Consider the following 23,892-nt stretch of genomic DNA (forward strand, 5'->3'; position numbering starts at 1 on the left):
CACCGGCCTTAGGCTGGCCGGGTGAGCGAGCAGCAGACTGAGGAAACCGCCGCCGGGGCGCCCGGCGGCGCCGGCGGCAGCGGTGCGGACGGCGGTGAGCGGCCCGAGGCCCGCCTGGAGCGGGCCGTGCGGGCGGCCGAGCAGGCGCTGATCGAGTTCGAGATCGCGGTCGAGACCTTCCGGGTGGAGGTGGAGAACTTCTCCCGGCTGCACCACCAGAAGCTCGGCCCGATGTACACGCGCCTCGACGAGCTGGACGCGCTGATCGCGGAGGCCCGCGCGGCCCGCACCGGCGACGAGGAGGACCTGCGGCTGGCCCGGGAGGCCCGGTCGCTGGTGATGCCGATGCCGGGCGTCGAGGAGCTCTTCCACGACTGGATGGACTCCGGCGGCATCTCCGACGACGCCGCCGCGATGCTCACCGACCGGCCGGTGCGGCCGCCGCAGCGGGTCCGGCCCACGGAGGAGGTCCGCCGCCTCTACCGCGAGCTGGTCCGCCGGGCGCACCCCGACCTCGCGCAGGACGACGCCGAGCGGGAGCGCCGCGACGCCTTCATCGCGCGGGTCAACGCCGCGTACGGGCGCGGCGAGGAGCAGCAGCTGCGCGAGCTGGCCGCCGAGTGGGAGGCCGGCCCGGCCGCCGCCCCCGCGCAGGGGTACGGCGAGAGCGAGGAGCTGTACGCCCGCCTGGAGTGGCTGGCGCAGCGCAAGGAGCTGCTGTCGGTGGTGGCCCGGGAGCTGGAGGACAGTGCGATCGGCGCCATGCTGCGGATGGCGCCCGAGGACCCGGACGGGCTGCTCGACGAGATCGCGGAGCAGCTGCTCGCGCAGGTCTCCGAAAAGGAGGCCCTGCTCGCGGAGCTGGCCGGCCGGCCGTAGCGGGGCCGCAGGGCCTCCGGCTCGGCTAAGTTGGGGGGCCTGACCTGTGACGAGAGAGGGCGACGTATGAACTTCGGGCCGCTTCCCTCGGTGGACGCCGCCGCGGTGCCCGCTGAAGGGTTTGTCCTGGACGTCCGCGAGGACGACGAGTGGGCCGCGGGCCACGTCGAGGGCGCGCTGCACATCCCCATGAGCGACTTCGTGGCCCGCTTCGGCGAGCTGACGGAGGCCGTCGAGGACGGCCGCCGGGTCCACGTGGTGTGCCGCGTCGGCGGGCGCTCCGCCCAGGTGACCCAGTACCTGGTCCGCCAGGGCATCGACGCGGTCAACGTCGACGGCGGCATGCAGGCCTGGCAGGGCGCCGGCCGTGCGATGGTGGCGGAGACCGGCGCCGACGCCTTCGTGCTCTAGGCCCTGTCGTCACACTCCCGTCTGCCCTTCGGGCGACGACGCGAGTGTGACGACAGGGCCTGGCAGGGGCGCCGCGCCCCGGCGGGGGCTCAGGAGAGCGGGTGGGCGGCCAGCAGGTCGCCCAGTTCCTGCTCGTGCGCGGCGGCCGGCCCGAGCTGGAGCTCCAGCTGCTTGGCCCAGGCGTGGTAGCGGTGCAGCGGGTAGCCGGTGTCGGCGCCGAGGCCGCCGTGCAGGTGCTGGGCGGTCTGGACGATGCGGCGCACGCCCTCTGACGCCCAGATCTTCGCGACGGCGAGGTCGCCGGCCGCGGGCAGCGGGCCGCCTGCCCCGTCGGCGTCGAGGCGCCACGCCGCCTGCCAGAGGACGGCCTCCATCGCGCGCAGGTCGACGTAGCGGTCGGCGGCCTGCACGGCGACCGCCTGGAACGTGGCGACAGGGAAACCGAACTGCTCGCGCTGCGCGGTGTACCGGCTGGTCATGCCGAGGACGGCCGAGCCGGCGCCGAGGGCGAGCGCGCACGTCCCGAGAGTGAGGAGACCGCGCAGCCGCTCCCAGGCCTGCGGGGCTTGGATGAGGTGTGCCGCGGGGACGCGCACCCCGTTCAGGGTGAGCTCGGCGAGCCGCTCCCCGCTGGTGGAGAACTGGTCGGCGAGGGCGAGGCCCGGCGCGCCGCGCGGTACCAGGGCGAGAACCGCCTCCCCGCCGCCGGTGTGCGCCGGTACGGCGATCCAGTCCGCGCCGTGCGCCCAGGGGACGGCGGTCTGCATGCCGTCCAGGAGCCAGTCGGCGCCGTCGCGGCGTGCGGTGACGGCGAGCTCCGCCGGGTCGTGGCCGGTGCGGCCGTGTGCGGCGGCGGTCAGGACGGGCCGGCCCGCGCCGGCGCCGGGCAGCAGGGCGGCGGCCAGTTCGGGGCCGGCGTGGGCCTGGAGCGCCGCGGCGGTGGCGCAGTGCTCCAGCAGCGGCACCCGGGCGAGCACCCTGCCCGCCTCGCGCAGCACCAGGCAGAGGGCGGTGGCGCCGAGGCCCGCCCCACCGTGCTCCTCGGCCAGGACCAGGCCGAGGAGGTCCGCGGCCGCGAGGCGGGACCACAGGGCGCGGTCGAAGTCGTCCGCGACGGCGCCGGAGACCAGGGCCGGGCTCGGCACCACGTCCGGTGCGGTGTCCGCGAAGACGGCTGCGGCCGCCTCCGCGGCAGCCTGCTGCTCCTCGGTGAAGGTGAAGTCCACTGCCCGTCCTCCCGATGCGCCGGAACCCGCCCCGTATCTGACGGAGCGTCAAGATAGGGCAGGTTCCGGCAATTGGACAGGCCGCGGTCGGCGGTGGGGTGTCAGCGGTCGAAGTCGATCTCGACTTCCTCGGTCAGCGCGTGCGACTGGCAGGCCAGCACGAACCCGGCCTCCGTCTCCTCGGCCTCCAGGGCGAAGTTCCGGTCCATCCGGACCTCGCCCGAGACCACGAACGCCCGGCAGGTCCCGCAGACGCCGCCCTTGCAGGCGTACGGCGCGTCCGCCCGGTTCCGCAGGACCGTGTCGAGCAGGGACTCGCCGGCCTGCACGGGCCAGGTGCCGGCGCGGCCGTCCAGGCGCGCGGTGACCCGGCCGTGGGCCGGCGCGGCGGCGGACGCGGGCGCGGCGGGCGCCGCCGTGTCCTCGACGTGGAAGACCTCCTCGTGGATCCGGGTGCGGACCACGCCCAGCGAGCCGAGGGCGCGCTCCGCCTCGACGACCAGCCCGTACGGGCCGCACAGGTACCAGCCCGTCACGTCGGCGACGGGCAGCAGCGCCGGCAGCAGGCCCGTCAGGCGCTCCTGGTCGAGCCGGCCGGAGGGCAGGCCCGCCTCCTGCTCCTCGCGGGAGAGCACCGTCACCAGCTGGAAGCGGTCCGGGTAGCGGTCCTTGAGGTCGGCGACCTCCTCCAGGAACATCGTGGAGGCGGCCGTGCGGTCGCTGCGCACCAGGCAGAACCGGGCGTCGGGCCGGGCCGCGAGCAGCGTCGCCGCGATGGACAGCACCGGGGTGATGCCGCTGCCGCCGACGACGGCCGCGTAGTGGGCGCCGGCCGGGGCGGCCGCCGGGTCGAGGACGAAGCGCCCGGCCGGGACCATCACCTCCAGGACGTCCCCGGCGGCGGCCTCCTTGTGCGCGAAGGTGGAGAACTCGCCGCCCTCCACCAGGCGGACGCCGACCCGGAGCGACGCCGGGCCCGGCCCGGCCGGGTCGGGGGCCGGGGAGCAGATCGAGTACGTGCGCCGGACCTCGGCGCCGCCGGGGGCGGTGCGGCGCAGCGTCAGGTGCTGGCCGGGAGCGTGCCGGTAGGCGTCGCGCAGCTCCTCGGGGACCGACAGCGTCAGCGCCACGGAGTCGTCGGTGAGCCGGTCGACCGCCGACACCGCCAGCCGGTGGAAGGCGCCGTGGCGCGCGGGTCGCGCGGGGCTCGGCGCGGGCGCCGGCGTCGTCGCGGCCATCTACAGCTCCTTGAAGTGGTCGAACGGTTCGCGGCAGGCGGTGCAGCGGCGCAGCGCCTTGCACGCGGTGGAGGAGAAGCGGCTGAGCAGCTCGGTCTCGGTGGACCCGCAGTGCGGGCAGCGCACCGACAGGGCGACCGGCACCGGTCCGCCCGCCGCGTGCGGGCGGGGCGGGGCGATGCCGAACTCGGCGAGCTTGCGGCGTCCTTCGGCCGTGATGTCGTCGGTCGACCAGGCCGGGGAGAGCACGGTGCGGACCCGCACGTCGGGGATGCCGTGGCCGGCGAGGACGCGCTCGATGTCGGCGGACATCGCCTCCACCGCCGGGCAGCCGGTGTAGGTGGGGGTCAGGGTGACCTCGGCGTGGCCGTCCTCGTGCACCCGCACCCCGCGCAGGACGCCGAGGTCGGCGAGGGTGAGCACGGGCAGCTCCGGGTCCGGGACGGAGCCGGCGAGGGCCGCGAGCTCCTCCTCCAGGCGGGTCGCGGTCGCGGTGCCGGATCCGGAGCCGGCCGGGCCGGTCACCACGACGCCCCCGGGTGGCTGCGGTGCAGGTGCTGCATCTCGGCGAGCATCCTGCCGAAAGGCTCGGTGTGCAGGCCCTGCCGGCCCGCTCCGGCCGCCCAGGCGCCGGTGCGCGGCCCCTCGGGGAGGGCGAGGCCGGCCCGCTCCAGCACCTCGGCCAGGGCGGCGGTCCAGCGGCCCTCCAGGGCTGCCCAGTCGATGCCGTCGAGCCCCTCCACCGGCTGGAACATCTCTCCGGTGAACTTCCACAGGGCGTCCAGGGCGGCGCGCATCCGGCGCCGGCTCTCCTCGGTGCCGTCGCCGAGGCGGAGCGTCCACTGCACCGCGTGGTCGCGGTGGTAGGCGGTCTCCTTGACGGCCTTCGCGGCGAGCCCGGCGAAGGGGCCGTCCCCGGCGGCGAGGTCCGTGTGCAGTTCGTGCTGGTACAGGCTGAAGTACAGCTGACGGGCGATGGTGTGCGCGAAGTCCCCGTTCGGCTGCTCGACGAGCTGGAGGTTGCGGAAGGACCGCTCCTCGCGGAGGAAGGCCATCTCGTCCTCGTCGCCCGCCATGGACAGCAGGAAGCGGGCCTGGCCGAGCAGGTCGAGCGCGATGTTGGCGAGGGCGACCTCCTCCTCCAGCTCGGGGGCGTGGCCGGCCCATTCGCCGAGGCGGTGCGAGAGGATCAGCGCGTCGTCGCCGAGGGCGAGGGCGGCGGAGACGGCGGTGCCGGTGGCGGTCACAGGTGGCTCACCCCCTCCGGGATGTCGTAGAAGGTCGGGTGCCGGTACGCCTTGTCGGCGGCGGGCGCGAAGAAGGGGTCGCGCTCGTCCGGCGAGGAGGCGGTGATCTCGGCGGAGGGCACCACCCAGATGGAGACGCCCTCGCTGCGCCGGGTGTACAGGTCGCGGGCGTTGCGCAGGGCCATCTCGGCGTCCGGCGCGTGGAGGCTGCCCGCGTGCGTGTGCGACAGACCTCGCCGCGAGCGCACGAACACCTCCCACAGCGGCCAGTTCTGCGTCATACCCGTGCCTCCTCGTTCCGTTCCGCCGCGGCCGGTGCCGCCGCGTGCTTGCGTGCGTAGGCCGCGGCGGCCTCGCGGACCCACGCGCCCTCCTCGTGCGCCCGGCGGCGCTGGCTCAGCCGCTGCTCGTTGCAGGGGCCGTTGCCCTTGAGGACGTCCCAGAACTCCGCCCAGTCGATCGGTCCGAAGTCGTAGTGCCCGCGCTCCTCGTTCCACTTCAGGTCCGGGTCGGGCAGGGTCAGGCCGAGGGTCTCGGCCTGGGGGACGGCGATGTCCACGAACCGCTGGCGCAGCTCGTCGTTGGAGTGGCGCTTGATCCGCCAGGCCATGGACTGCGCCGAGTGCGCCGACTCGTCGTCCGGCGGGCCGAACATCATCAGCGAGGGCCACCACCAGCGGTCCACCGCGTCCTGCGCCATCGCGTGCTGCTCCGGGGTGCCCTTCGAGAGGGCGAGGAGGAGCTCGAAGCCCTGGCGCTGGTGGAAGGACTCCTCCTTGCAGATGCGGACCATCGCGCGGGCGTACGGGCCGTAGGAGCAACGGCACAGCGGCACCTGGTTGGTGATCGCCGCGCCGTCCACGAGCCAGCCGATCGCGCCGACGTCCGCCCACGTCAGCGTGGGGTAGTTGAAGATCGACGAGTACTTCTGCCGGCCGGAGTGCAGCTTGTCGAGCAGCTCGTCCCGGCTGGTGCCGAGGGTCTCGGCCGCGCTGTACAGGTACAGGCCGTGCCCGGCCTCGTCCTGCACCTTGGCCATGAGGATCGCCTTGCGCCGCAGTGAGGGCGCGCGCGTGATCCAGTTGGCCTCGGGCTGCATGCCGATGATCTCGGAGTGCGCGTGCTGCGCCATCTGGCGGACGAGCGAGGCACGGTACTCCTCGGGCATCCAGTCCCGCGGCTCGACGCGCTCGTCGGCCGCGACCGCGGCGTCGAAGGCCGCCGCGAGCTGTGCTCCGAGGTCAGCCCCGAGGCCCGAGTCCTGCCCCGATTCCGGGGTCACTGCCACCATCCCGGCCCCCTGCCAGAGTCCTTTGACCGCCCGACCGACCGATCGTTCGGTTCATGCTCTTCAATGGTGAGACGGCGCCCCGTAGGGTGTCAACCTCTGAGGTCGACCCTGTGGACGGCGAAACGATCGGGGCGGGATGGAAGCGAACGGGCGCGAGGCCGCGGAGGAGCCCCTTCCACCCGATCCGCCGCCGCCCGTCCGGGCGCCCGGCATCGCCGGCCTCGGCACCCCCGGCCGCGTCGTCGCCTCGGCTGCCCTGGCCGCCGTCGCCCTCACCGCCTGCGCGCACCTCGCGGCCGTCTTCCTGCACGTCGCCCCGGCCAACACGCTCAGCAAGCGGCACGCGGGGGCCGTGGACGCCTGGATCTACCCCGAGTTCGAGCAGAACTGGAAGCTCTTCGCCCCCAACCCCCTCCAGCAGAACATCGCCGTCGAGGCGCGCGCCCAGGTCCGCACCCGCGACGGCGGCCTCGTCACCGAGGAGTGGCGCGACCTCTCCGCCGAGGACGGCAAGGCCATCCGGCACAGCTTCTTCCCCAGCCACACCCGCCAGAACGAGCTGCGGCGGGCCTGGGACTTCTTCACCGCCTCGCACGACGAGGAGGACCAGCCCGTCGGCGAGCGCGGCGGACTGTCGGAGCAGTACCTCAAGCGGATCGCGCTGAACCGGCTGCGGGCCGCCCGCCCCGCCGACGGCGGCGAGATCGTCCGGGTCCAGCTGCGCTCCGCCACGCGTGCCGTCGAGGCCCCCGCGTGGAGCGACGAGGAGACCGACACCCGCACCCACCACCGGGAGCTGTCGTGGTGGACGGTGTGAGGAGGGCCCGGGCCGCCGCCGGCCGCGCCCTGGCCCGCGCCACCGGGGAGGCGCTCGGCCCCTACCAGAGCGCCGTCGTCCGCATCGGCTTCGCGACGACCTGGCTGTGCTTCCTGCTGCGCGAGTTCCCCCACCGGCACGAGCTGTACGGGCCCGACGGCCCGTGGAGCTGGGAGCTGGCCCGGCGGCTCGTCGACTCCAACCACGCCTTCACCGTCCTGCTGTGGTCGGACTCGGCCCTGTGGTTCGAGGCCGTGTACGCGCTGTCGGCGGCGTCGAGCGCCCTGCTCGCCCTGGGCTGGCGTACCAGGGCGGTGTCCGCCGTGTTCGCGGCCGGGGTGCTGTCCCTGCAGAACCGCAGCGTGTTCATGGGCGACGGCGGGGACAACGTCATCCACCTGATGGCGATCTACCTGGTCCTGACCCGGTGTGCGCAGGTGTGGTCGCTGGACGCGCGCCGGGCGCGGCGGCACGGCTCGGCCTCCGCCGGGGCGGCCGGGCCGGTGCTGTGGGGCCTCCTCGGCGCGGTGTTCGCGTTCGGCACGGTGACCGGGCGGCTCGGCTACGGCTGGGTCGCCGCCTTCGCCGCCCTGTGGGTCGTCTGCGCCGTGTGGTGGACGGCCGACCGGTACGAGCCGCGCAGCGAGGCCCGGGCCGTCCTCGACGTCCTCGCGAACACGGTGCACAACGCCGGCATGCTCGTCATCGCGGCCGAGGTGTGCCTGATCTACGCGACCGCCGGCTGGTACAAGGTCCAGGGGTCGCGGTGGCAGGACGGGACCGCGCTGTACTACCCGCTCGGCCTCGACTACTTCAGCCCCTGGCCGGAGCTGTCGTCGCTGCTGGCGGGCAGCGGCACGCTGGTGATGCTGCTGACGTACGGGACGGTCGCGGTGCAGGTGGCGTTCCCGTTCACGGTCTTCCAGCGGCGTGTGAAGAACGTCCTGCTCGCCGTGATGGTGCTGGAGCACGCGGGCATCGCGGTGCTGCTGGGGCTGCCGTTCTTCTCCATGGCGATGATCGCCGCCGACGCGGTGTTCCTGCCGACCGCGTTCCTGCTGTGGCTCGGGGCGCGGGCCGCAGGCGCGCGCACCGGGCTCGCGCGGCGGCTGCGCCGGGCGCGGCCGGGCGGCGGACCGGACGCCGCGGTCCTCCCCTCGCAGCGGGCCCCCGGCGGCGGGGCGGGGACCGGCCCCGGTCCCGCTCCGCCGGATGTGCGCACCGCGGGGTGAGCGCGGCGCCGTAGGGTCGGGGCATGAGCGACGAGACGGTGCGGGAGTGGCAGGCGGGGCTGGAGCAGGACGGGCTCGTGCTGCTCGACGGATTCCACGCCCTCAAGCACGCCCTGCGGTTCGGTGCGGACGTGCGGATCGCCGTGGCCCGGGACCCCGGCGCCGCCCTCGCACTGGCCGCGCAGCTCGCCCCCGACGTCCTCGACGACGTACGGCGGCTGCTGCGCCCCGCCGACCTGCGCGGGCTCCTCGCCCGCGTGCACCCCACCGGGGTCGCCGCCCTCGCCGTACGGCCGGACGCGGCGCGGGGGCGGGCCCTGCTGGACCGGCGGCCGCGGAGCGCGCCCGTGGTGGTGCTGGACAACCCCCGCAACCTCGGGAACGTCGGAGCCGTGGTCCGGCTGGCCGCCGGCTTCGGAGCCACGGGCGTGGTGACCCGCGGCGACCTCGACCCCTGGCACCCGAACGTGGTCCGGGCCGGCGCCGGGCTGCACTACGCGACGACCGTGGACCGGGTCACCCTCGACACCCTGCCCGAGGGCCCCCTGTACGCGCTCGACCCGGAGGGCGAGGACATCCGCGCCCTCGCCCTCCCGGACGACGCCCTGCTGGCCTTCGGCTCCGAGCGCCACGGCATCTCGCCCGAGCTGCGCGCCCGCGCCGACCACCTGGTGTCGCTGCCGATGAGGCCCCAGGTGTCCAGCTACAACCTGGCCACCAGCGTGGCCATGTCCCTCTTCCACTGGGGCGGGCCCAAGGCCGGCTGAGCCTGCCCCTGCCCTACCCCTGCCCCCGCCGCAGCCGTCAGGCCTGGCGGCGGACCTCCACCATGCGGAACCGGTTCGCGACGAACGCCCCGTCGCACAGCGCCGCGTTCGCCGCGGGGTTGCCGCCGGAGCCGTGGAAGTCGGAGAAGGCGGCCGTCTGGTTGACGTACACCCCGCCGGTCAGGTTCAGCGACAGCTGCGCCGACTCCTCCAGGCAGACCTCCTCGACGGCCCGCTCGGTGTCCGCCGAGGTGGTGTACGCGCCCACCGTCATGGCGCCCTTCTCGCGGACCGTGCGCCGCAGCAGTTCCAGGGCGTCCGCCGTGGAGTCCACGGCGACCGCGAAGGAGACCGGGCCGAAGCACTCGGAGAGGTAGGGCGCCGCGTCGTCCGGCTTGGCCGCGTCCAGCTTCACCATGACCGGGGTGCGGACCACGGCGTCAGGGAAGTCGGGGTTCGCGACCTCGCGGGAGGCGAGGGCCACCTCGCCGAGCCCGGCCGCCGCCTCCAGCCGGGCCTTGACGTCCGGATTGACCAGGGCGCCGAGCAGGGCGTTGGCCCGGGCGTCGTCCCCGAGGAGGCCGCCGACCGAGGCCGCGAGGTCCGCGACGACCTCGTCGTAGGTCTTGCGGCCGGCGTCGGTGTCGATGCCGTCGCGCGGGATCAGCAGGTTCTGCGGGGTCGTGCACATCTGGCCGCTGTACAGGGACAGCGAGAAGGCCAGGTTCGCCAGCATGCCCTTGTAGTCGTCCGTGGAGTCGACGACGACCGTGTTGACGCCGGCCTTCTCCGTGTAGACCTGAGCCTGGCGGGCGTTGGCCTCCAGCCAGTCGCCGAACTCCGTGGAGCCCGTGTAGTCGATCACCTTGATCTCGGGGCGGACCGCGAGGGCCTTGGCGATGCCCTCGCCGGGGCGCTCGGCCGCCAGCGCCACCAGGTTCGGGTCGAAGCCGGCCTCCGCCAGGACGGTACGGGCCGCCTGCACGGTCAGGGCGAGCGGGAGGACCGCGCGCGGGTGGGGCTTGACCAGCACCGGGTTGCCGGTGGCGAGGGAGGCGAAGAGGCCCGGGTAGCCGTTCCACGTGGGGAAGGTGTTGCAGCCGATCAGCAGGGCGATGCCGCGCGGGACTGCCTTGAAGGTCTTGTCCAGCCGGAGCGGGTCACGCTTCCCCTGCGGCTTGGACCAGGCGGCCTCGCCGGGCACGCGGGTCTGCTCCGCGTACGCGTACGCCACGGCCTCCAGGCCGCGGTCCTGGGCGTGGGGGCCGCCCGCCTGGAACGCCATCATGAAGGCCTGGCCGCTGGTGTGCATCACCGCGTGCGCGAACTCGTGCGTCCGGGCGCTGATCCGGGCCAGGATCTCGATGCAGACCAGGGCGCGCGCCTCCGGGCCGGCATCCCGCCAGGCGGCCATGCCCGCCTTCATCGCGGGCAGCAGCACGTCCATGTCGGCGTGCGGGTACTCCACGCCCAGCTCCGGGCCGTACGGGGAGACCTCGCCGCCGGTCCAGCCGTCCGTCCCCGGCTGGTCCAGCTCCAGGCGCGTGCCCCGCAGCGCCTCGAAGGCCGCCAGGCCGTCGGCCGGGGCGGTCTCGCCGTAGGCCTTGGGGTGCTCCGGGTGCGGGGACCAGTACGCGCGGCTGCGGATGGCCTCCAGCGCCTGGTCGAGGGTGGGCCGGTGCCGGGCGGAGAGCTCCGACAGGGCGGTCGTCTGGGGGCGGGTGGGCTCGGCGGCCATCAGGGACCAACTCCTCGTTGAGCCGGGCAAGATCGGACTGGATCGCGGCTGGGTTCAGGCAAGGGCGGGTGAAGACGAGCAGACTGGAGTTAGAGTAACCGAACGATCGGTCGGGACAAGAGGGCCCGACCGGCCTGTGGACAACCCGGTGCGGGAGGATCAGGACATGACAGCAATCGAGCGGTCCCGCACCGTGGCGGTCGTCGGCGCGGGCACCATGGGCCAGGGAATCGCCCAGGTCGCCCTGCTGGCGGGCCACCGCGTCCTGGTCCACGACGTGAGCGCCGGCCTCGCCGCCGACGCCGTCGGCATCGTCCGGGACCGCGTGGAGCGGATGGCGGCCAAGGGCCGCATCGAGCGCGCCGAGGCCGCAGACGCGGCCGCCCGGATCGGATCCGCGGCCACCCTGGCCGACCTCGCGGACGCCGCCCTGGTCATCGAGGCCGTCGTCGAGGACACCGCAGTCAAGCGGGCGCTGTTCGCCGCCCTCGAAGAGGTGGTCGCGCCGGACGCGCTGCTCGCCACGAACACCTCCTCCCTCTCCGTCACCGAGCTCGCGGGAGGCCTCGCCCACCCGGGCCGCTTCCTCGGCCTGCACTTCTTCAACCCGGCCCCGCTGCTCCCGCTCGTCGAGGTGGTCAGCGGCTTCGCGACCGACCCGGCCGCCGCCGAGTCCGCGTACCGCACCGTCCTCGGCTGGGGGAAGACGCCGGTGCGCTGCGCCGACACCCCCGGCTTCATCGTCAACCGGATCGCCCGGCCCTTCTACGCCGAGGCCTTCGCCGTGTACGAGGAGCAGGGCGCGGACCCGGCGACGATCGACGCCGTGCTCCGCGAGTGCGGCGGCTTCCGGATGGGGCCCTTCGCGCTGACCGACCTGATCGGCCAGGACGTCAACGAGGCCGTCACGCGCTCCGTGTGGGAGTCCTTCCACCACAGCCCGAAGTTCACCCCCTCGCTCGCGCAGCGCCGCCTGGTCCAGTCGGGCCGCCTCGGCCGCAAGTCGGGGCACGGCTGGTTCCCGTACGGGCCGGACGCACAGCTTCCGCAGCCGCACACCGCCGCGCCCGAGGAGGCGCCGGAGAAGGTGACCGTCGTCGGCGACCTCGGGCCGGCCGCGGAGCTGGTGGACCTGATCGAGGAGGCCGGCGTGGCCGTCACGGCCGCCGGCAGCGGGGGCCCGTACATCCAGCTGCCCGGCGAGGGCCAGCTGGTCCTCGCCGACGGCAGGACGTCCGTCGAGTTCACCGACGTCGTCTACTTCGACCTCTCGCCGGACTACCGCGGCGCCGCCCGGATCGCCCTGTCCGCCTCGGCGGACACGAGCGAGCGCACCCTCGCCGAGGCCGTCGGCCTCTTCCAGCGGCTCGGCAAGCAGGTCTCCGTCATCGGCGACGTGCCCGGCATGATCGTGGCCCGCACGGTCGCGATGCTGATCGACCTCACCGCGGACGCCGTCGCCCGCGGCGTCGCCACCGCCGAGGACATCGACACCGCGATGAAGCTGGGCGTGAACTACCCGCTCGGCCCGCTGGAATGGCACCGCCGCCTCGGCCGCGACTGGGCCTACGACCTGCTGCACCACCTGGACGAGCGCTGCCCGGGCGGTCGGTACGCACCCTCCCTCGCGCTGTTCAGGCTCGGCTACGCCGAGGACGCGGCGGACGCCGGCGAGGCCGGGGACGGCGCGGACGGGCAGGACGGGGACGGCGCATGACCACCGCCAGGCGCGACACCTACACCCCGGAGAGCCTCCTCTCCGTGGCGGTCCAGGTCTTCAACGAGCGCGGCTACGACGGCACCTCCATGGAGCACCTCTCCAAGGCGGCGGGCATCTCGAAGTCCTCGATCTACCACCACGTCGCGGGCAAGGAGGAGCTCCTGCAGCGCGCCGTCAGCCGGGCCCTGGACGGGCTGTTCTCCGTCCTCGACGAGCCCGGCGCGGTACGCGGCCGGGCGGTGGAGCGCGTGGAGTACGTGACCCGGCGCACCGTCGAGGTGCTGGTCGACGAACTGCCGTACGTGACGCTGCTGCTGCGGGTGCGGGGCAACACGCGCACCGAGCGGTGGGCGCTGGAGCGGCGCCGCGAGTTCGACCACCAGGTCGCGGAGCTGCTGAAGGCCGCCGCGGCGGACGGCGACCTGCGCGCGGACGTGGACATCAGGCTGGCCACGCGCCTGCTGTTCGGCATGGTGAACTCGCTCGTCGAGTGGTACCGGCCGCACCCGGGGACCACCCCCGGCCAGCTGGCCGACGCGGTCGTCCACATGGCCTTCGACGGGCTGCGCACCGCCCGGCCGTAGCGGACTGGGTCCTTCCGTCCTGGCCTGCGGTTTTTGGCCGAAAAATTGTGCGATCAACAGGGCTCGGCGGCATGTACGCTGGGCCCGACTCGATCCTGAGCGCGTTCAAAAATCATCATGGGGGGCCGGTGCGCAACCGCCGTCTTGTCATCTCCGCTGCCGTCGTTGCGGCGGCCAGCTTCGGAACGGTCCTGGTGCCCGCAGCGGCGCAGGCCGCTCCCGTCCGACCCGCGGCCAAGGGGGGGCCTGCCGGGGGCGTGGACGCCGGCCCGCTGGCCAAGCCCGAGGCCAAGACCTTCCACAGCCCGGCCGAGCGGTCGGTCCGCAAGGCCCTGCCCGGCACGAAGGGCAAGGCGGGAGCAGGTGCGGAGGCCGGCGCCACCGCGCAGTCCGACGCCACGGCGCAGGCGGAGCCCGCCCCCGCCGCCAACGAGGAGCTGGCCGTCGTCCTGAACGGCCGCACCACCACCGCCCACGGCGTCGAGCTGCAGGCGGCGATCATCAGCGCCCCCGGCACCACCCTCAAGGTCACCTTCGACTGGGGCGACGGAACCGTCGAGACCGCCGACGGCCTGCCCGGCCTGGAGGTCAAGCGCGAGCACCGCTACGCCGAGGTGGGCGAGTACAACGTCAAGGTGACGGTGACCGACGCGGCGAACAACGCCCAGGTCGTGAACGAGGTCCCGCTCTCGACCAGCGGCTCGGACTTCACCCCGCACACCCCGACCCGCCTGCTGGACACCCGTACCGGCGGCGGCAAGGTCGCGCCCTACACCTCCACCCGGGTGAAGATCGCCGGGAACGCGAAGATCCCGGCCGGCGCCACCGCGGTCGCCCTGAACGTCACCGTCACCAACACCGCCACGGGCGGCCACGTCACCGCCTTCCCCGGCGGCGGCAAGCGCCCGACCACCTCGAACCTCAACTTCGAGGCGGGCCAGACCGTCCCGAACATGGTGATCGTGCCGGTCGGCAAGGACGGGACCGTCGAGCTGTACAACGGCGGCTGGGAGGCGGTGGACCTCATCGCCGACGTCACCGGCTACTTCAGCCGCAGCGCCTCCAGCGGCTTCACGCCGATGACGCCGGTCCGCACCGTCGACACCCGCTCCGGCCTCGGCGCGCCGCGCGGCCAGGTCGCCGGCCGGGCCAGCTTCTCCACCCAGCTCGGCGGCCTGTACGTGCCCTCGAACGCCACCGCCGTGGCCCTGAACGTGACGGCGACCGCCCCGCGCGAGGCCGGCCACCTGACCGTCTACCCGAGCGGCCAGGCGGCCCCGAACACCTCGAACGTGAACTTCACGGCCGGGCAGACGGTCGCCAACTCGGTGATCGTCCCGGTCGGCTCCGACGGCCGGATCAGCGTCATGAACGGCGCCTGGGCGGGCGTCGACGTCATCGTCGACGTGGTCGGCTACTACAGCCCCGACAGCTCGGGCGCCTTCATGGCCACCACCCCGCACCGCCGCCTGGACACCCGCGAGTGGGGCAGCGGCCCGCTGCCCGGCCAGGACTACATCTGGATGGACATCTCCCACGGGGAGCCGGGCATCGCCGGGTACGTGCTGAACACGACGGTGACCAACACCCGCGACAGCGGCTTCCTCTCCGTCGCCCCCGACGTCAACTCGCCGGCGTCCTACTTCGACAACACGGCCGTCTGGCAGGACCCGCCGCGGTCCTCGTCGCTGAACTTCACGCCGGGCAAGACGGTCCCGAACCTGGTGCAGGCGAGCTCCGGCGGCACCAACGGCACCATCGACCTCTGGAACCAGAGCTTCGGCGACATCGACCTGATCGTCGATATGTTCGGGTACTACGAGACGAAGTGACCCGGTGAAACGGCGCCCCGGAGGCAGGCCCGCGAGGCCGCCTCCGGGGCGCCGCCGTGTCCGGTGCAGGACCGGCGGGGCGGTCACTCCTCCGCGATGGCCCGGGCTCCGCCGCCGGGGCCCGCATCGAGCAGGTCGGTCTCCTCGAAGACCAGCAGGGTGCGCGTCGAGAGCACCTCCGGGATCGCCTGGAGGCGGGTGAGGACCAGTTCGCGCAGGGTGCGGTTGTCGGGCGTGTGGACCAGCAGCAGGACGTCGAAGTCGCCGCTGACCAGCGCGATGTGGGCCGCGCCCGGCAGCTCGCGGAGCTTCTCGCGGACCGTCCGCCACGAGTTCTGCACGATCTTCAGCGTGATGTAGGCGGAGGCGCCCTGGCCCGCCCGCTCGTGGTTGACGCGCGCCGTGAACCCGCGGATCACGCCGTCGTCGATGAGCCGGTTGATGCGGGCGTAGGCGTTCGCCCGGGACACGTGCACCTGCTCGGCGACCGACCGTATGGAGGCCCGTCCGTCCGCCTGGAGCAGCCGCATGATCGAGCGGTCGATCGGGTCCAGTGGGCGGGGAGGGGCCTGAGGGGCGGGAGCGGCACCTCCGGCCGGGGCGGGTGCGGATCCCGCTGCGGAGCCCGCCGCGGCCATTTGTTCATCCGGCATTGCCCACTGCCTCCCTGTCCTGGACGTCCTGCATCCATCCCAGGGCCCCGGCGCCACTTTGTCCACAGCCTGCACCCGCCTGTAGCCAAATTGCGCCATCGACCGAACAATCGGTTGGTGAGGCGCCTCACACCCGTGGCCGCGCCCCTCCCCCAGCCCACCCGCTGGGCGGTACCCCAGCCCGCTTCCCATGAGGAGGTGTACGCCGCCATGACGGTCCAAGAGCTGCCCGGCGCAGGTGCGTCCCACCGGTCGACCCCGCCGCCCGCCTGGAGGCCCCGTACGGACGCCGCTCCGCTGCTCCCGGACCCCGAGCCGTACCGGGTGCTGGGCACCCCGGCCGCGGAGAAGCTCGACGCCGACCTGATGCGCCGCTGCCACGCGGAACTGGTCCGCGGCCGCCGCTACAACGCGCAGGCCACCGCGCTGACCCGGCAGGGCCGGCTCGCCGTCTACCCCTCCACCGTCGGCCAGGAGGCCTGCGAGATCGCGGCCGCCCTGGTCCTCCAGGAGCAGGACTGGCTCTTCCCGAGCTACCGCGACACCCTGGCAGCCGTGGCGCGCGGCCTGGACCCCGTCCAGGCGCTGACCCTGCTGCGCGGCGACTGGCACACCGGCTACGACCCGCGCGAGCACCGCATCGCCCCCCTCAGCACCCCGCTCGCCACCCAGCTCCCGCACGCGGTCGGCCTGGCCCACGCGGCCCGGCTGCGCGGCGACGACGTGGTGGCGCTCGCCATGGTCGGCGACGGCGGCACCAGCGAGGGCGACTTCCACGAGGCCCTGAACTTCGCGGCCGTCTGGAAGGCCCCGGTGGTCTTCCTCGTCCAGAACAACGGCTTCGCGATCTCCGTCCCGCTGTCCAAGCAGACGGCCGCCCCGACCCTGGCGCACAAGGCCGTCGGCTACGGCATGCCCGGCCGCCTGGTCGACGGCAACGACATCGCCGCCGTCCACGAGGTGCTGTCCGAGGCCGTCCGGCGGGCCCGCTCGGGCGGCGGCCCGACCCTGGTCGAGGCCGTCACCTACCGCATCGAAGCCCACACGAACGCCGACGACGCGACCCGCTACCGCGGGGACGCCGAGGTCGAGGCATGGAAGGCGCACGACCCCGTGGCACTGCTGGAGCGCGAGCTGACCGCCCGCGGGATCCTGGACGAGCAGGCCGTCCAGGCGGCCAGGGACGCCGCCGAGGAGATGGCGGCCGACCTGCGCGAGCGGATGAACGCCGACCCGGTCCTGAACCCGATGGACATCTTCGCGCACGTCTACGCGGAGCAGACCGGCCGGCTGCGCGAGCAGGCGGACATGCTGCGCGCCGAGCTCGACGCGGAGGAGCAGTCGTGACGACGGTGGCGGCGAAGCCCGCGACGATGGCGCAGGCCCTGAACCGGGCCATGCGCGACGCGATGGCCGCGGATCCGGCGGTGCACGTGATGGGCGAGGACGTCGGCACCCTCGGCGGCGTCTTCCGCATCACCGACGGGCTCGCCAAGGAGTTCGGGGAGGACCGCTGCACGGACACCCCGCTCGCCGAGGCCGGCATCCTGGGCACGGCGGTCGGCATGGCCATGTACGGCCTGCGGCCGGTCGTGGAGATGCAGTTCGACGCGTTCGCCTACCCGGCGTTCGAGCAGCTCGTCTCGCACGTGGCGCGGATGCGCAACCGCACCCGCGGCGCGATGCCCCTGCCGATCACCATCCGCGTGCCCTACGGCGGCGGCATCGGCGGCGTCGAGCACCACAGCGACTCCTCCGAGGCCTACTACACGGCCACCCCCGGGCTGCACGTGGTGACCCCGGCGACCGTCGAGGACGCGTACGGGCTGCTGCGCGCGGCCATCGCCAGCGACGACCCGGTCGTCTTCATGGAGCCGAAGCGGCTCTACTGGTCGAAGGCCGACTGGAACCCCGAGGCCCCGGCCGGCGTGCCCGGCATCGGCAAGGCGCTCGTCCGCCGCGCCGGCACCGGCGCCACCCTGATCACGTACGGGCCGTCGCTGCCGGTGTGCCTGGAGGCGGCCGAGGCGGCGCGCGAGGAGGGCTGGGACCTGGAGGTCCTCGACCTGCGCTCGCTGGTTCCGTTGGACGAGGAGGCGGTCGTCGCCTCGGTGCGCCGCACCGGGCGCGCCGTGGTGGTCCACGAGGCGAACGGCTTCGGCGGCCCCGGTGCGGAGATCGCCGCCCGCATCCAGGAGAAGTGCTTCCACCACCTGGAGGCGCCGGTGCTGCGTGTGACGGGCTTCGACATCCCGTACCCGCCGCCGATGCTGGAGAAGCACCACCTGCCCGGTGTGGACCGGATCCTGGACACCGTGGCCCGCCTCCAGTGGGAGGACTGATGGCGCAGGTGATGGAGTTCAAGCTCCCCGACCTCGGGGAGGGACTGACCGAGGCCGAGATCGTCCGCTGGCTGGTCGCGGTCGGCGACGTCGTCGCCGTCGACCAGCCCGTGGTCGAGGTCGAGACGGCCAAGGCGATGGTGGAAGTGCCGTGCCCTTACGGCGGTGTCGTCACCGCCCGCTTCGGGGAGGAGGGCACGGAACTCCCCGTCGGAGCACCGCTGATCACGGTGGCGGTGGGTGCGGGCGCGGGTGACGCGGCCGGCGCCGGCACGGTGCAGGAGCCGGAGGAGTCCGGTTCGGGCAACGTCCTGGTCGGCTACGGCACGGACCACTCGCGCACGGCGCGTCGGAGGCGGGTGCGACCCGCCTCCGCGGCTCCGGCCCCCGCTCCCGCCGCCCCCGCGGCCCCTCCGGCCCCTCCGGCCCCTCCGGCCCCAGCGGCCGCTCCGGCCGCGCCTGCCGTCCGGCCCGCCGGGCCGGTGCCCGTCATCTCGCCGCTGGTGCGCAAGCTGGCCCGCGACAACGGGATCGACCTGCGGGTCCTGACCGGGTCCGGGCCCGAAGGCCTGATCCTGCGCGCGGACGTCGAGGCGGCGCTCCGGGCGCCGGCCGCCGTCTCCGCCGCACCCGCCGTTGCTCCGGCGACCGCCGCCGCGGCGCCGGCCGGCGCCGAGCGGATCCCGCTCAAGGGGCTGCGCGGCGCGGTCGCCGACAAGCTCTCGCGCAGCCGGCGCGAGATCCCCGACGCGACCTGCTGGGTCGACGCCGACGCGACCGAGCTGATGGCGGCGCGCGCGGCGATGAACGCCGCGGGCGGCCCGAAGGTCTCGGTGCTGGCCCTGCTGGCCCGGATCTGCACGGCGGCGCTGGCCCGCCACCCGGAGCTCAACTCCACGGTCGACCTCGCGGCGAACGAAATCGTCCGCCTGCCCTCCGTGCACCTGGGCTTCGCCGCCCAGACGGAGCGCGGCCTGGTCGTCCCGGTCGTCCGCGACGCCCACGAGCGCAGCGCGGAGTCGCTGACGGCGGAGTTCGCGCGGCTGACCGAGCTGGCGCGCACCGGGAAGCTCGCCCCGTCCGACCTGACGGGCGGCACCTTCACCCTGAACAACTACGGGGTGTTCGGGGTGGACGGCTCGACGCCGATCATCAACCACCCGGAGGCCGCGATGCTCGGGGTCGGCCGGATCACCCCGAAGCCGTGGGTGCACCGGGGCGAGCTCGCCGTCCGCCAGGTCGTGCAGCTGTCCTTCACCTTCGACCACCGGGTGTGCGACGGCGGCACGGCGGGCGGCTTCCTCCGGTACGTCGCCGACTGCGTGGAGAACCCGGCGGTGCTGCTGCGCACCCTGTAGGCCCGCCCGCGGGCGGGGCGGCCGGTCCGGGCGGGGGTCAGACCGCCCGGACCGGCGCGCTGCCGCGCCCTGCCCCCGGCCCCCGCGGTGCGCGGCGGGCTCAGACGGCCAGCAGCACCTTGCCGACGTGGGCGCCGGACTCCACCAGCCGGTGGGCCTCGGCGGCCTCGCGCATCGGCAGCACGGTGTGGACGACGGGCCGGACGCGGCCGGCCGCCACCAGCGGCCACACGTGCTCCCGTACGGCCGCGACGATCGCGGCCTTCTCCTCCCGGGGCCGCGCCCGCAGCGTCGTCCCGGCGACCGCGGCCCGCTTGGCGAGCAGTGCGCCGAGGTTCAGCTCGGCCTTCACACCGCCCTGGAGGCCGATCACGACGAGCCGCCCGTTCACGGCGAGGGCGTCGACGTTCCGTGCGAGGTACTTGGCGCCGATGATGTCCAGGATGACGTCGGCCCCGGCGCCGCCGGTCGCGGCCTTCACCTCCGCCGCGAAGTCCTGCGTCCGGTAGTCGATCAGGATGTCGGCGCCGAGCTCCCTGCAGCGGGCGAGCTTCTCGGGGCCGCCCGCGGTGACCGCCACCGTTGCCCCGGCCGCCTTCGCCAGCTGGACGGCCATGGTGCCGATGCCGCTCGCACCGCCGTGCACCAGCACGGTCTCGCCGGGGCGCAGGTGGGCGACCATGAAGAGATTCGACCAGACGGTGCAGGCGGCCTCGGGCAGGGCCGCGGCCGTCGCCAGGTCGGTGCCCGCGGGGACGGGCAGCAGCTGGCCGGCGGGGACGGCGACCCGCTCCGCGTAGCCGCCGCCGCTGAGCAGGGCGCACACCTCGTCCCCGACGGCCCAGCCGGACACGCCGGGCCCGACGGCGGCGATCCGCCCCGAGCACTCCAGGCCGGGGTGGGGGGAGGCGCCGGGCGGCGGGTCGTAGAAGCCCTGCCGCTGGAGGAGGTCGGCGCGGTTCACCGCGCTCGCGGCGACGTCGACGAGGACCTCTCCCTCGCCCGCCACCGGGTCGGGTGCCCGGTCCCAGACGAGGGCCTCGGGACCGCCGGGCTGCTCGATCGTGATCGCATGCATGGCCCGGAGCGTACGCCAGCCCCGCCCCGGGCCGGTCCGTGCAGCGGTGTGCTCAGCCGGTCGGGCCGAGGTTGATCGGGGGCTGGGCCGGCGGGGCGGCGCGCACGATGGTGATCAGACGGTCGGTCAGCTGGAGGGGACTGGCGTGCGGGTCGGTGTACGGCAGCAGCCGGTGCCCGCGCAGTACGCTGACGACCAGGTCCTCGGTCTCCCGGACCCCCTTGCCGACCTCGGACTTCTTCACGGGCCGCTCCACGATGTCGAGGCCGCTGCCCTGCTGGATGAGGTCCTCCATCACCTCGCCGGAGCTGGGGCTCAGCACCGACAGCCCGAGGAGCCGCCCGGCCGCGCTCGCGCTGGTGATGACCGCGTCGGCGCCCGACTGTCGCAGCAGCGGCGCGTTCTCCTCCTCGCGGACCGCCGCGACGATCTTCGCGCCGCGGTTCATCTGCCGGGCCGTCAGGGTCACGAGGACCGCGGTGTCGTCGCGCTGGGTGGCGATGATGACCTGGCGCGCCTTCTGGAGTTCCGCGCGCAGCAGGACGTCGGAGCGGGTCGCGTCGCCCACGACGCCGGTGAGGCCCTCGGAGTTGGCGATCTCGATGACCTTGGAGCTGGGGTCGACGATGACGACCTGCTCCTTCTGGAGTCCCGTGGCCAGCAGTGTCTGGAGGGCCGAGCGGCCCTTGGTGCCGAAGCCGACCACGACCGTGTGCTCGCGCAAGTTTTTCCTCCAGCGGCTCAGCCGCCACTCTTCCCTGGTGCGCTCCGTGAGCACTTCCAGGGTGGTACCCACCAGGATGATCAGGAAGAGCACGCGCAGCGGCGTGATCAGCAGGATGTTGATCAGGCGGGCGCTGTCGCTGTACGGCACGATGTCGCCGTAGCCCGTCGTCGACAGGGTCACCGTCGCGTAGTAGAAGCAGTCGAGCAGGTCGACCGTCTCGTTCGCGTTGTCGTGGTAGCCGTCCCGGTCGAGCCAGACGATCAGCACCGTCAGGAGCAGGACGAACAGCGCCATCAGCAGCCGCTTGGCGACCTGCCGGAGCGGCTTCTCCACCACCCTGCGCGGCAGTTTGATGCGGCGTGAGACGAGCTGCTCGTCCGCCGCCCGCGCCATGGCGTCATGGCCGTGCAGTTTCACGTGAAACATCCTCCCGAGACCCACGGCAGGTCGAGGATCTCCAGGTCCTGTCCCGACCGCGCACCGTGCGGCGGTACGACGGCCAGCGCGTCGGCCGCCGCGATGCCGCGCAGCATCGCGGGCCCGTTGTAGCGCAGCGGTACGGCGTGCTCGTCGGTCAGCCGGACCGGGACGAGCCGGGTGTCGTACGGGTGCCCCGGCACGTCGCCCTGGACGGGGGCCCCGTAGCGGGGCCGCAGGCGGCGGCCCGCCAGGGCGCGCAGCAGTGGCTCGGCGAGGGTCAGCAGGCCGGAGACGGCGGCCAGCGGGTTGCCGGGCAGGCCGACCACGTGCCGGCCGTCGGCGGGGTCGCCGAGGCGGGCCAGCAGCATGGGGTGCCCGGGGCGTACGGCCACCCCGTCGACGAGCAGCTCGGCGCCGGCCCGGCGCAGGACCGGGTGGACGTGGTCGACGGGGCCGGAGGCGGTGCCGCCGGTGGTGATGACGACGTCGGCCCCCGAGCCGGTGACCGCCTCCAGCAGCGCCTCGGCGCCGGCGGCGTCGTCCCCGATCCGGCGGGTGGCGGTGACCTCGGCGCCGAGCCGCTCCAGCCAGGGGCCGAGCATGGGGCCGAGGGCGTCGCGGATCAGGCCGTCGTGCGGGCGGCCCTCGGTGAGCAGCTCGTCGCCGAGGACCAGCACCTCGACGCGGGGCCGGGGGCGGGTGGCGAGCTCGTCGTACCCGGCGGCCGCGGCGAGTCCCAGGACGGCGGGGGTGACCAGGGAGCCGGCGGGCAGCAGCAGGTCGCCGGAGCGGCACTCCTGGCCGCGGGGGCGGATGTCCTGGCCGGTGGTGACGGGCCGGTCGGCGTAGAGCTGCCCGCCGGCCTCGCGGGAGTGCTCGCTGCGGAGGACGGCGGTGGTCTCGGCGGGGATCCGGGCGCCGGTGGCGATCCGCACGGCCTCGCCGTCGGCGAGGGGCTCGGGCCGCCCGGAGCCGGCGAGCACGCCGCCGTCGGCGCGGATGGTCCAGGGGCCCGGTCCGGCGACGGCCCATCCGTCCATGGCGGAGGTGTCGAAGGACGGCAGATCGGTGAGGGCGTCCAGGGGCGCCGCGAGGACCTCGCCGAGGGCGTCGGCGAGGGGGACGCGGCGGGTGCGCGGCCGGACGCCGGCGCCGGCGCGGGCGGCGGCGTCACGGGCCTGCGGCCAGGCCGCGGCCCGGTGCCCGCCGCCCCCGGAGCCGCCCGATCCGGCGGGGCCGCTCCCGCCCGATCCGGCGGGGGCGGGGTTGACCAGGGCGAGCGCCTCGTCGAGGGCCCGCATGGCGTGGTCGGCGTCCGTGGGGGTCATTGCGGTGCCGCCCCGTTCTCCCCGGCCCCGGCCTCGGAGGCCCACTGCTGCGCGAGCGCGGCGGCCTTGTGGACAGCCTCGGCCAGGGCGGTGGCCGGGTCGGCCCCCGCGGCCTCGGCGCGCGCCGCTGCGTAGCCGACGAGGAAGGTCGTCAGGGGGGCGGCGGGCCGGGCGACGCCGTGGGCGGCGTCCCGGGCGAGGTCGAGCAGGGCCTTGGTGTCGACGTCGATGTCGATGCCGAGCTCGGCCTTGGCGGCGGTGATCCATTGGTCCAGCACGTTCCCATGCTCCCTGATCGTGGCGCGGGCCGATGCGAGATCGTCCCAGGTGTCGCAGTCGAACGAGGCGAGTGGCCCAGTATCCGTCACGTGGGCCAGAACCAGTTCGGCGGTCAGCGCCCGCAGCGGCAGACCGGTGAGGGTTCCGTGCTCGGCGGCCAGCAGGGCGATCTCGCGGCGCAGCGGCTCGGCCCGGTAGGCGGCGACGAGCGGCTGGTCCCGCCCGGCGCTGTCGCGCAGCAGGGCGCCCTCCGCATCCCCGGTCGGGGCGAGGCGGCCGAGGAGGGCGCGGACCGTGCCGCGGTCGAGGAAGGGCAGGTCGGCGGAGAGGACGAGGACCGTGTCGGCGGTGGTGTGCCGCAGCCCCGCGTCGAGCGCGGCGACGGGGCCCGCGCCGGGCGGGCTCTCCAGGGTCCAGGAGACGGGCCGGGCCGTGGGCCGGCGCCCGCCGACCACCACGGTGGCCGCGGCGTCGGGGCAGGCGTCGAGGACGCGGTCGAGCAGCGTGCGGCCGCCCACCCGCAGACCAGGCTTGTCCGCTCCGCCGAGGCGCCGCGCGGCGCCGCCGGCGAGGACGATCGCGTCGTAGCTCATGCCCACGAGTATGCGCGGACCATGTTCCGCGGTGGGAGCCGCACTTGCCGGACCCTCTGATCTCCCCTGCCGACGGGGCTCCCGCCCGCCCTGGCCGCCCGCCCCGGACACGCGCCCCGGCCGCCCGCCCCG

23 protein-coding genes are annotated in these 23,892 nt (G+C 74.6%); 11 read left to right on the forward strand and 12 right to left on the reverse strand.

Features of this window, described 5'->3' with window-relative positions:
- The first annotated feature begins 21 nt into the window (after positions 1 to 21).
- Positions 22 to 879: a J domain-containing protein gene (locus C0216_RS00185; RefSeq protein WP_428985379.1), complete on the forward strand. Its 858-nt coding sequence runs from the start codon at positions 22 to 24 to the stop codon at positions 877 to 879.
- A gap of 66 nt (positions 880 to 945) precedes the next feature.
- Positions 946 to 1,290: a rhodanese-like domain-containing protein gene (locus C0216_RS00190; protein ID WP_114053287.1), complete on the forward strand. Its 345-nt coding sequence runs from the start codon at positions 946 to 948 to the stop codon at positions 1,288 to 1,290.
- Between the two features lie 89 nt (positions 1,291 to 1,379).
- On the opposite strand, the gene C0216_RS00195 is transcribed toward C0216_RS00190, so the two are convergent.
- From C0216_RS00195 to paaA, 6 genes are all read right to left on the reverse strand, one after another.
- Positions 1,380 to 2,516 carry an acyl-CoA dehydrogenase family protein gene (locus tag C0216_RS00195; protein WP_114053288.1) on the reverse strand — a complete coding sequence of 379 codons (1,137 nt, stop codon included), beginning with the start codon at positions 2,514 to 2,516 and terminating at the stop codon, positions 1,380 to 1,382.
- A 101-nt stretch (positions 2,517 to 2,617) separates the two neighbouring features.
- Positions 2,618 to 3,754: a 2Fe-2S iron-sulfur cluster-binding protein gene (locus C0216_RS00200; protein WP_114053289.1), complete on the reverse strand. Its 1,137-nt coding sequence runs from the start codon at positions 3,752 to 3,754 to the stop codon at positions 2,618 to 2,620.
- Positions 3,755 to 4,279: a 1,2-phenylacetyl-CoA epoxidase subunit PaaD gene (paaD, locus tag C0216_RS00205; protein ID WP_114058355.1), complete on the reverse strand. Its 525-nt coding sequence runs from the start codon at positions 4,277 to 4,279 to the stop codon at positions 3,755 to 3,757.
- Positions 4,276 to 5,001, reverse strand: coding sequence for a 1,2-phenylacetyl-CoA epoxidase subunit PaaC (gene paaC, locus C0216_RS00210; RefSeq protein ID WP_114053290.1), 726 nt, complete (start codon positions 4,999 to 5,001; stop codon positions 4,276 to 4,278). Before paaC ends, paaD begins: the two co-directional genes overlap by 4 nt.
- Positions 4,998 to 5,282: a 1,2-phenylacetyl-CoA epoxidase subunit PaaB gene (gene paaB, locus C0216_RS00215; RefSeq protein ID WP_114053291.1), complete on the reverse strand. Its 285-nt coding sequence runs from the start codon at positions 5,280 to 5,282 to the stop codon at positions 4,998 to 5,000. The genes paaC and paaB overlap by 4 nt, the downstream gene beginning before the upstream one ends.
- Entirely contained in the window at positions 5,279 to 6,292 is a 1,014-nt protein-coding gene (gene paaA / locus C0216_RS00220; RefSeq protein WP_114053292.1) for a 1,2-phenylacetyl-CoA epoxidase subunit PaaA, read from the reverse strand. The genes paaB and paaA overlap by 4 nt, the downstream gene beginning before the upstream one ends.
- A 136-nt stretch (positions 6,293 to 6,428) precedes the next feature.
- On the opposite strand from paaA, the gene C0216_RS00225 reads away from it, so the two are divergent.
- The 3 genes from C0216_RS00225 to C0216_RS00235 are packed head-to-tail and all read left to right on the forward strand — an operon-like array spanning position 6,429 to position 9,108.
- Entirely contained in the window at positions 6,429 to 7,109 is a 681-nt protein-coding gene (locus C0216_RS00225; protein WP_246042217.1) for a DUF5819 family protein, read from the forward strand.
- Positions 7,094 to 8,341, forward strand: a complete 1,248-nt coding sequence (locus C0216_RS00230; protein WP_428985380.1) for an HTTM domain-containing protein — start codon at positions 7,094 to 7,096, stop codon at positions 8,339 to 8,341. The genes C0216_RS00225 and C0216_RS00230 overlap by 16 nt, the downstream gene beginning before the upstream one ends.
- Positions 8,342 to 8,364: 23 nt before the next feature.
- The gene (locus C0216_RS00235; protein ID WP_114053293.1) at positions 8,365 to 9,108 is read left to right on the forward strand and encodes a TrmH family RNA methyltransferase; all 744 of its coding nucleotides are present in this window, start codon (positions 8,365 to 8,367) and stop codon (positions 9,106 to 9,108) included.
- Positions 9,109 to 9,145: 37 nt separating this feature from the next.
- Here the strand turns inward: C0216_RS00235 and paaN are convergent, their stop codons facing one another.
- Positions 9,146 to 10,846, reverse strand: coding sequence for a phenylacetic acid degradation protein PaaN (paaN, locus tag C0216_RS00240; protein ID WP_114053294.1), 1,701 nt, complete (start codon positions 10,844 to 10,846; stop codon positions 9,146 to 9,148).
- A 166-nt stretch (positions 10,847 to 11,012) separates the two neighbouring features.
- Between paaN and C0216_RS00245 the strand changes: the two genes are divergently transcribed.
- The 3 genes from C0216_RS00245 to C0216_RS00255 all read left to right on the forward strand — a co-directional run bounded on the left by C0216_RS00245 (position 11,013) and on the right by C0216_RS00255 (position 14,982).
- Positions 11,013 to 12,563, forward strand: coding sequence for a 3-hydroxyacyl-CoA dehydrogenase (locus C0216_RS00245; RefSeq protein ID WP_114053295.1), 1,551 nt, complete (start codon positions 11,013 to 11,015; stop codon positions 12,561 to 12,563).
- A complete protein-coding gene (locus C0216_RS00250) occupies positions 12,560 to 13,150 on the forward strand; it encodes a TetR/AcrR family transcriptional regulator (protein ID WP_114053296.1) in 591 nt (196 codons plus the stop codon). Before C0216_RS00245 ends, C0216_RS00250 begins: the two co-directional genes overlap by 4 nt.
- Positions 13,151 to 13,278: 128 nt before the next feature.
- Complete coding sequence (locus tag C0216_RS00255) at positions 13,279 to 14,982, forward strand: PKD domain-containing protein (protein ID WP_162793087.1); 1,704 nt, start codon at positions 13,279 to 13,281, stop codon at positions 14,980 to 14,982.
- Between the two features lie 83 nt (positions 14,983 to 15,065).
- Here C0216_RS00255 and C0216_RS00260 read toward each other — a convergent pair whose 3' ends face one another.
- The gene (locus C0216_RS00260) at positions 15,066 to 15,635 is read right to left on the reverse strand and encodes an Lrp/AsnC family transcriptional regulator (RefSeq protein WP_114053298.1); all 570 of its coding nucleotides are present in this window, start codon (positions 15,633 to 15,635) and stop codon (positions 15,066 to 15,068) included.
- 210 nt (positions 15,636 to 15,845) lie between these two features.
- Between C0216_RS00260 and pdhA the strand changes: the two genes are divergently transcribed.
- From pdhA to C0216_RS00275, 3 genes are read left to right on the forward strand one after another with little or no spacing between them, the layout of a single operon-like run.
- Positions 15,846 to 16,982: a pyruvate dehydrogenase (acetyl-transferring) E1 component subunit alpha gene (gene pdhA / locus C0216_RS00265; RefSeq protein ID WP_114053299.1), complete on the forward strand. Its 1,137-nt coding sequence runs from the start codon at positions 15,846 to 15,848 to the stop codon at positions 16,980 to 16,982.
- Between the two features lie 26 nt (positions 16,983 to 17,008).
- Complete coding sequence (locus tag C0216_RS00270; protein ID WP_246042756.1) at positions 17,009 to 17,977, forward strand: alpha-ketoacid dehydrogenase subunit beta; 969 nt, start codon at positions 17,009 to 17,011, stop codon at positions 17,975 to 17,977.
- Positions 17,977 to 19,335: a dihydrolipoamide acetyltransferase family protein gene (locus C0216_RS00275; protein WP_114053301.1), complete on the forward strand. Its 1,359-nt coding sequence runs from the start codon at positions 17,977 to 17,979 to the stop codon at positions 19,333 to 19,335. Before C0216_RS00270 ends, C0216_RS00275 begins: the two co-directional genes overlap by 1 nt.
- Before the next feature lie 100 nt (positions 19,336 to 19,435).
- Here C0216_RS00275 and C0216_RS00280 read toward each other — a convergent pair whose 3' ends face one another.
- The 4 genes from C0216_RS00280 to C0216_RS00295 are packed head-to-tail and all read right to left on the reverse strand — an operon-like array spanning position 19,436 to position 23,760.
- Positions 19,436 to 20,413: an NAD(P)H-quinone oxidoreductase gene (locus C0216_RS00280; protein ID WP_114053302.1), complete on the reverse strand. Its 978-nt coding sequence runs from the start codon at positions 20,411 to 20,413 to the stop codon at positions 19,436 to 19,438.
- 52 nt (positions 20,414 to 20,465) lie between these two features.
- Positions 20,466 to 21,566 carry a potassium channel family protein gene (locus C0216_RS00285; RefSeq protein WP_114053303.1) on the reverse strand — a complete coding sequence of 367 codons (1,101 nt, stop codon included), beginning with the start codon at positions 21,564 to 21,566 and terminating at the stop codon, positions 20,466 to 20,468.
- Positions 21,554 to 22,888 (reverse strand): molybdopterin molybdotransferase MoeA, encoded by a 1,335-nt coding sequence (locus C0216_RS00290; RefSeq protein WP_114053304.1) that lies wholly within the window; start codon positions 22,886 to 22,888, stop codon positions 21,554 to 21,556. The genes C0216_RS00285 and C0216_RS00290 overlap by 13 nt, the downstream gene beginning before the upstream one ends.
- Positions 22,885 to 23,760: an NTP transferase domain-containing protein gene (locus tag C0216_RS00295; protein WP_114053305.1), complete on the reverse strand. Its 876-nt coding sequence runs from the start codon at positions 23,758 to 23,760 to the stop codon at positions 22,885 to 22,887. Before C0216_RS00295 ends, C0216_RS00290 begins: the two co-directional genes overlap by 4 nt.
- Positions 23,761 to 23,892 lie beyond the last annotated feature (132 nt).

The organism is Streptomyces globosus (assembly GCF_003325375.1).
GTDB classification, from domain to species: Bacteria; Actinomycetota; Actinomycetes; order Streptomycetales; family Streptomycetaceae; genus Streptomyces; species Streptomyces globosus_A.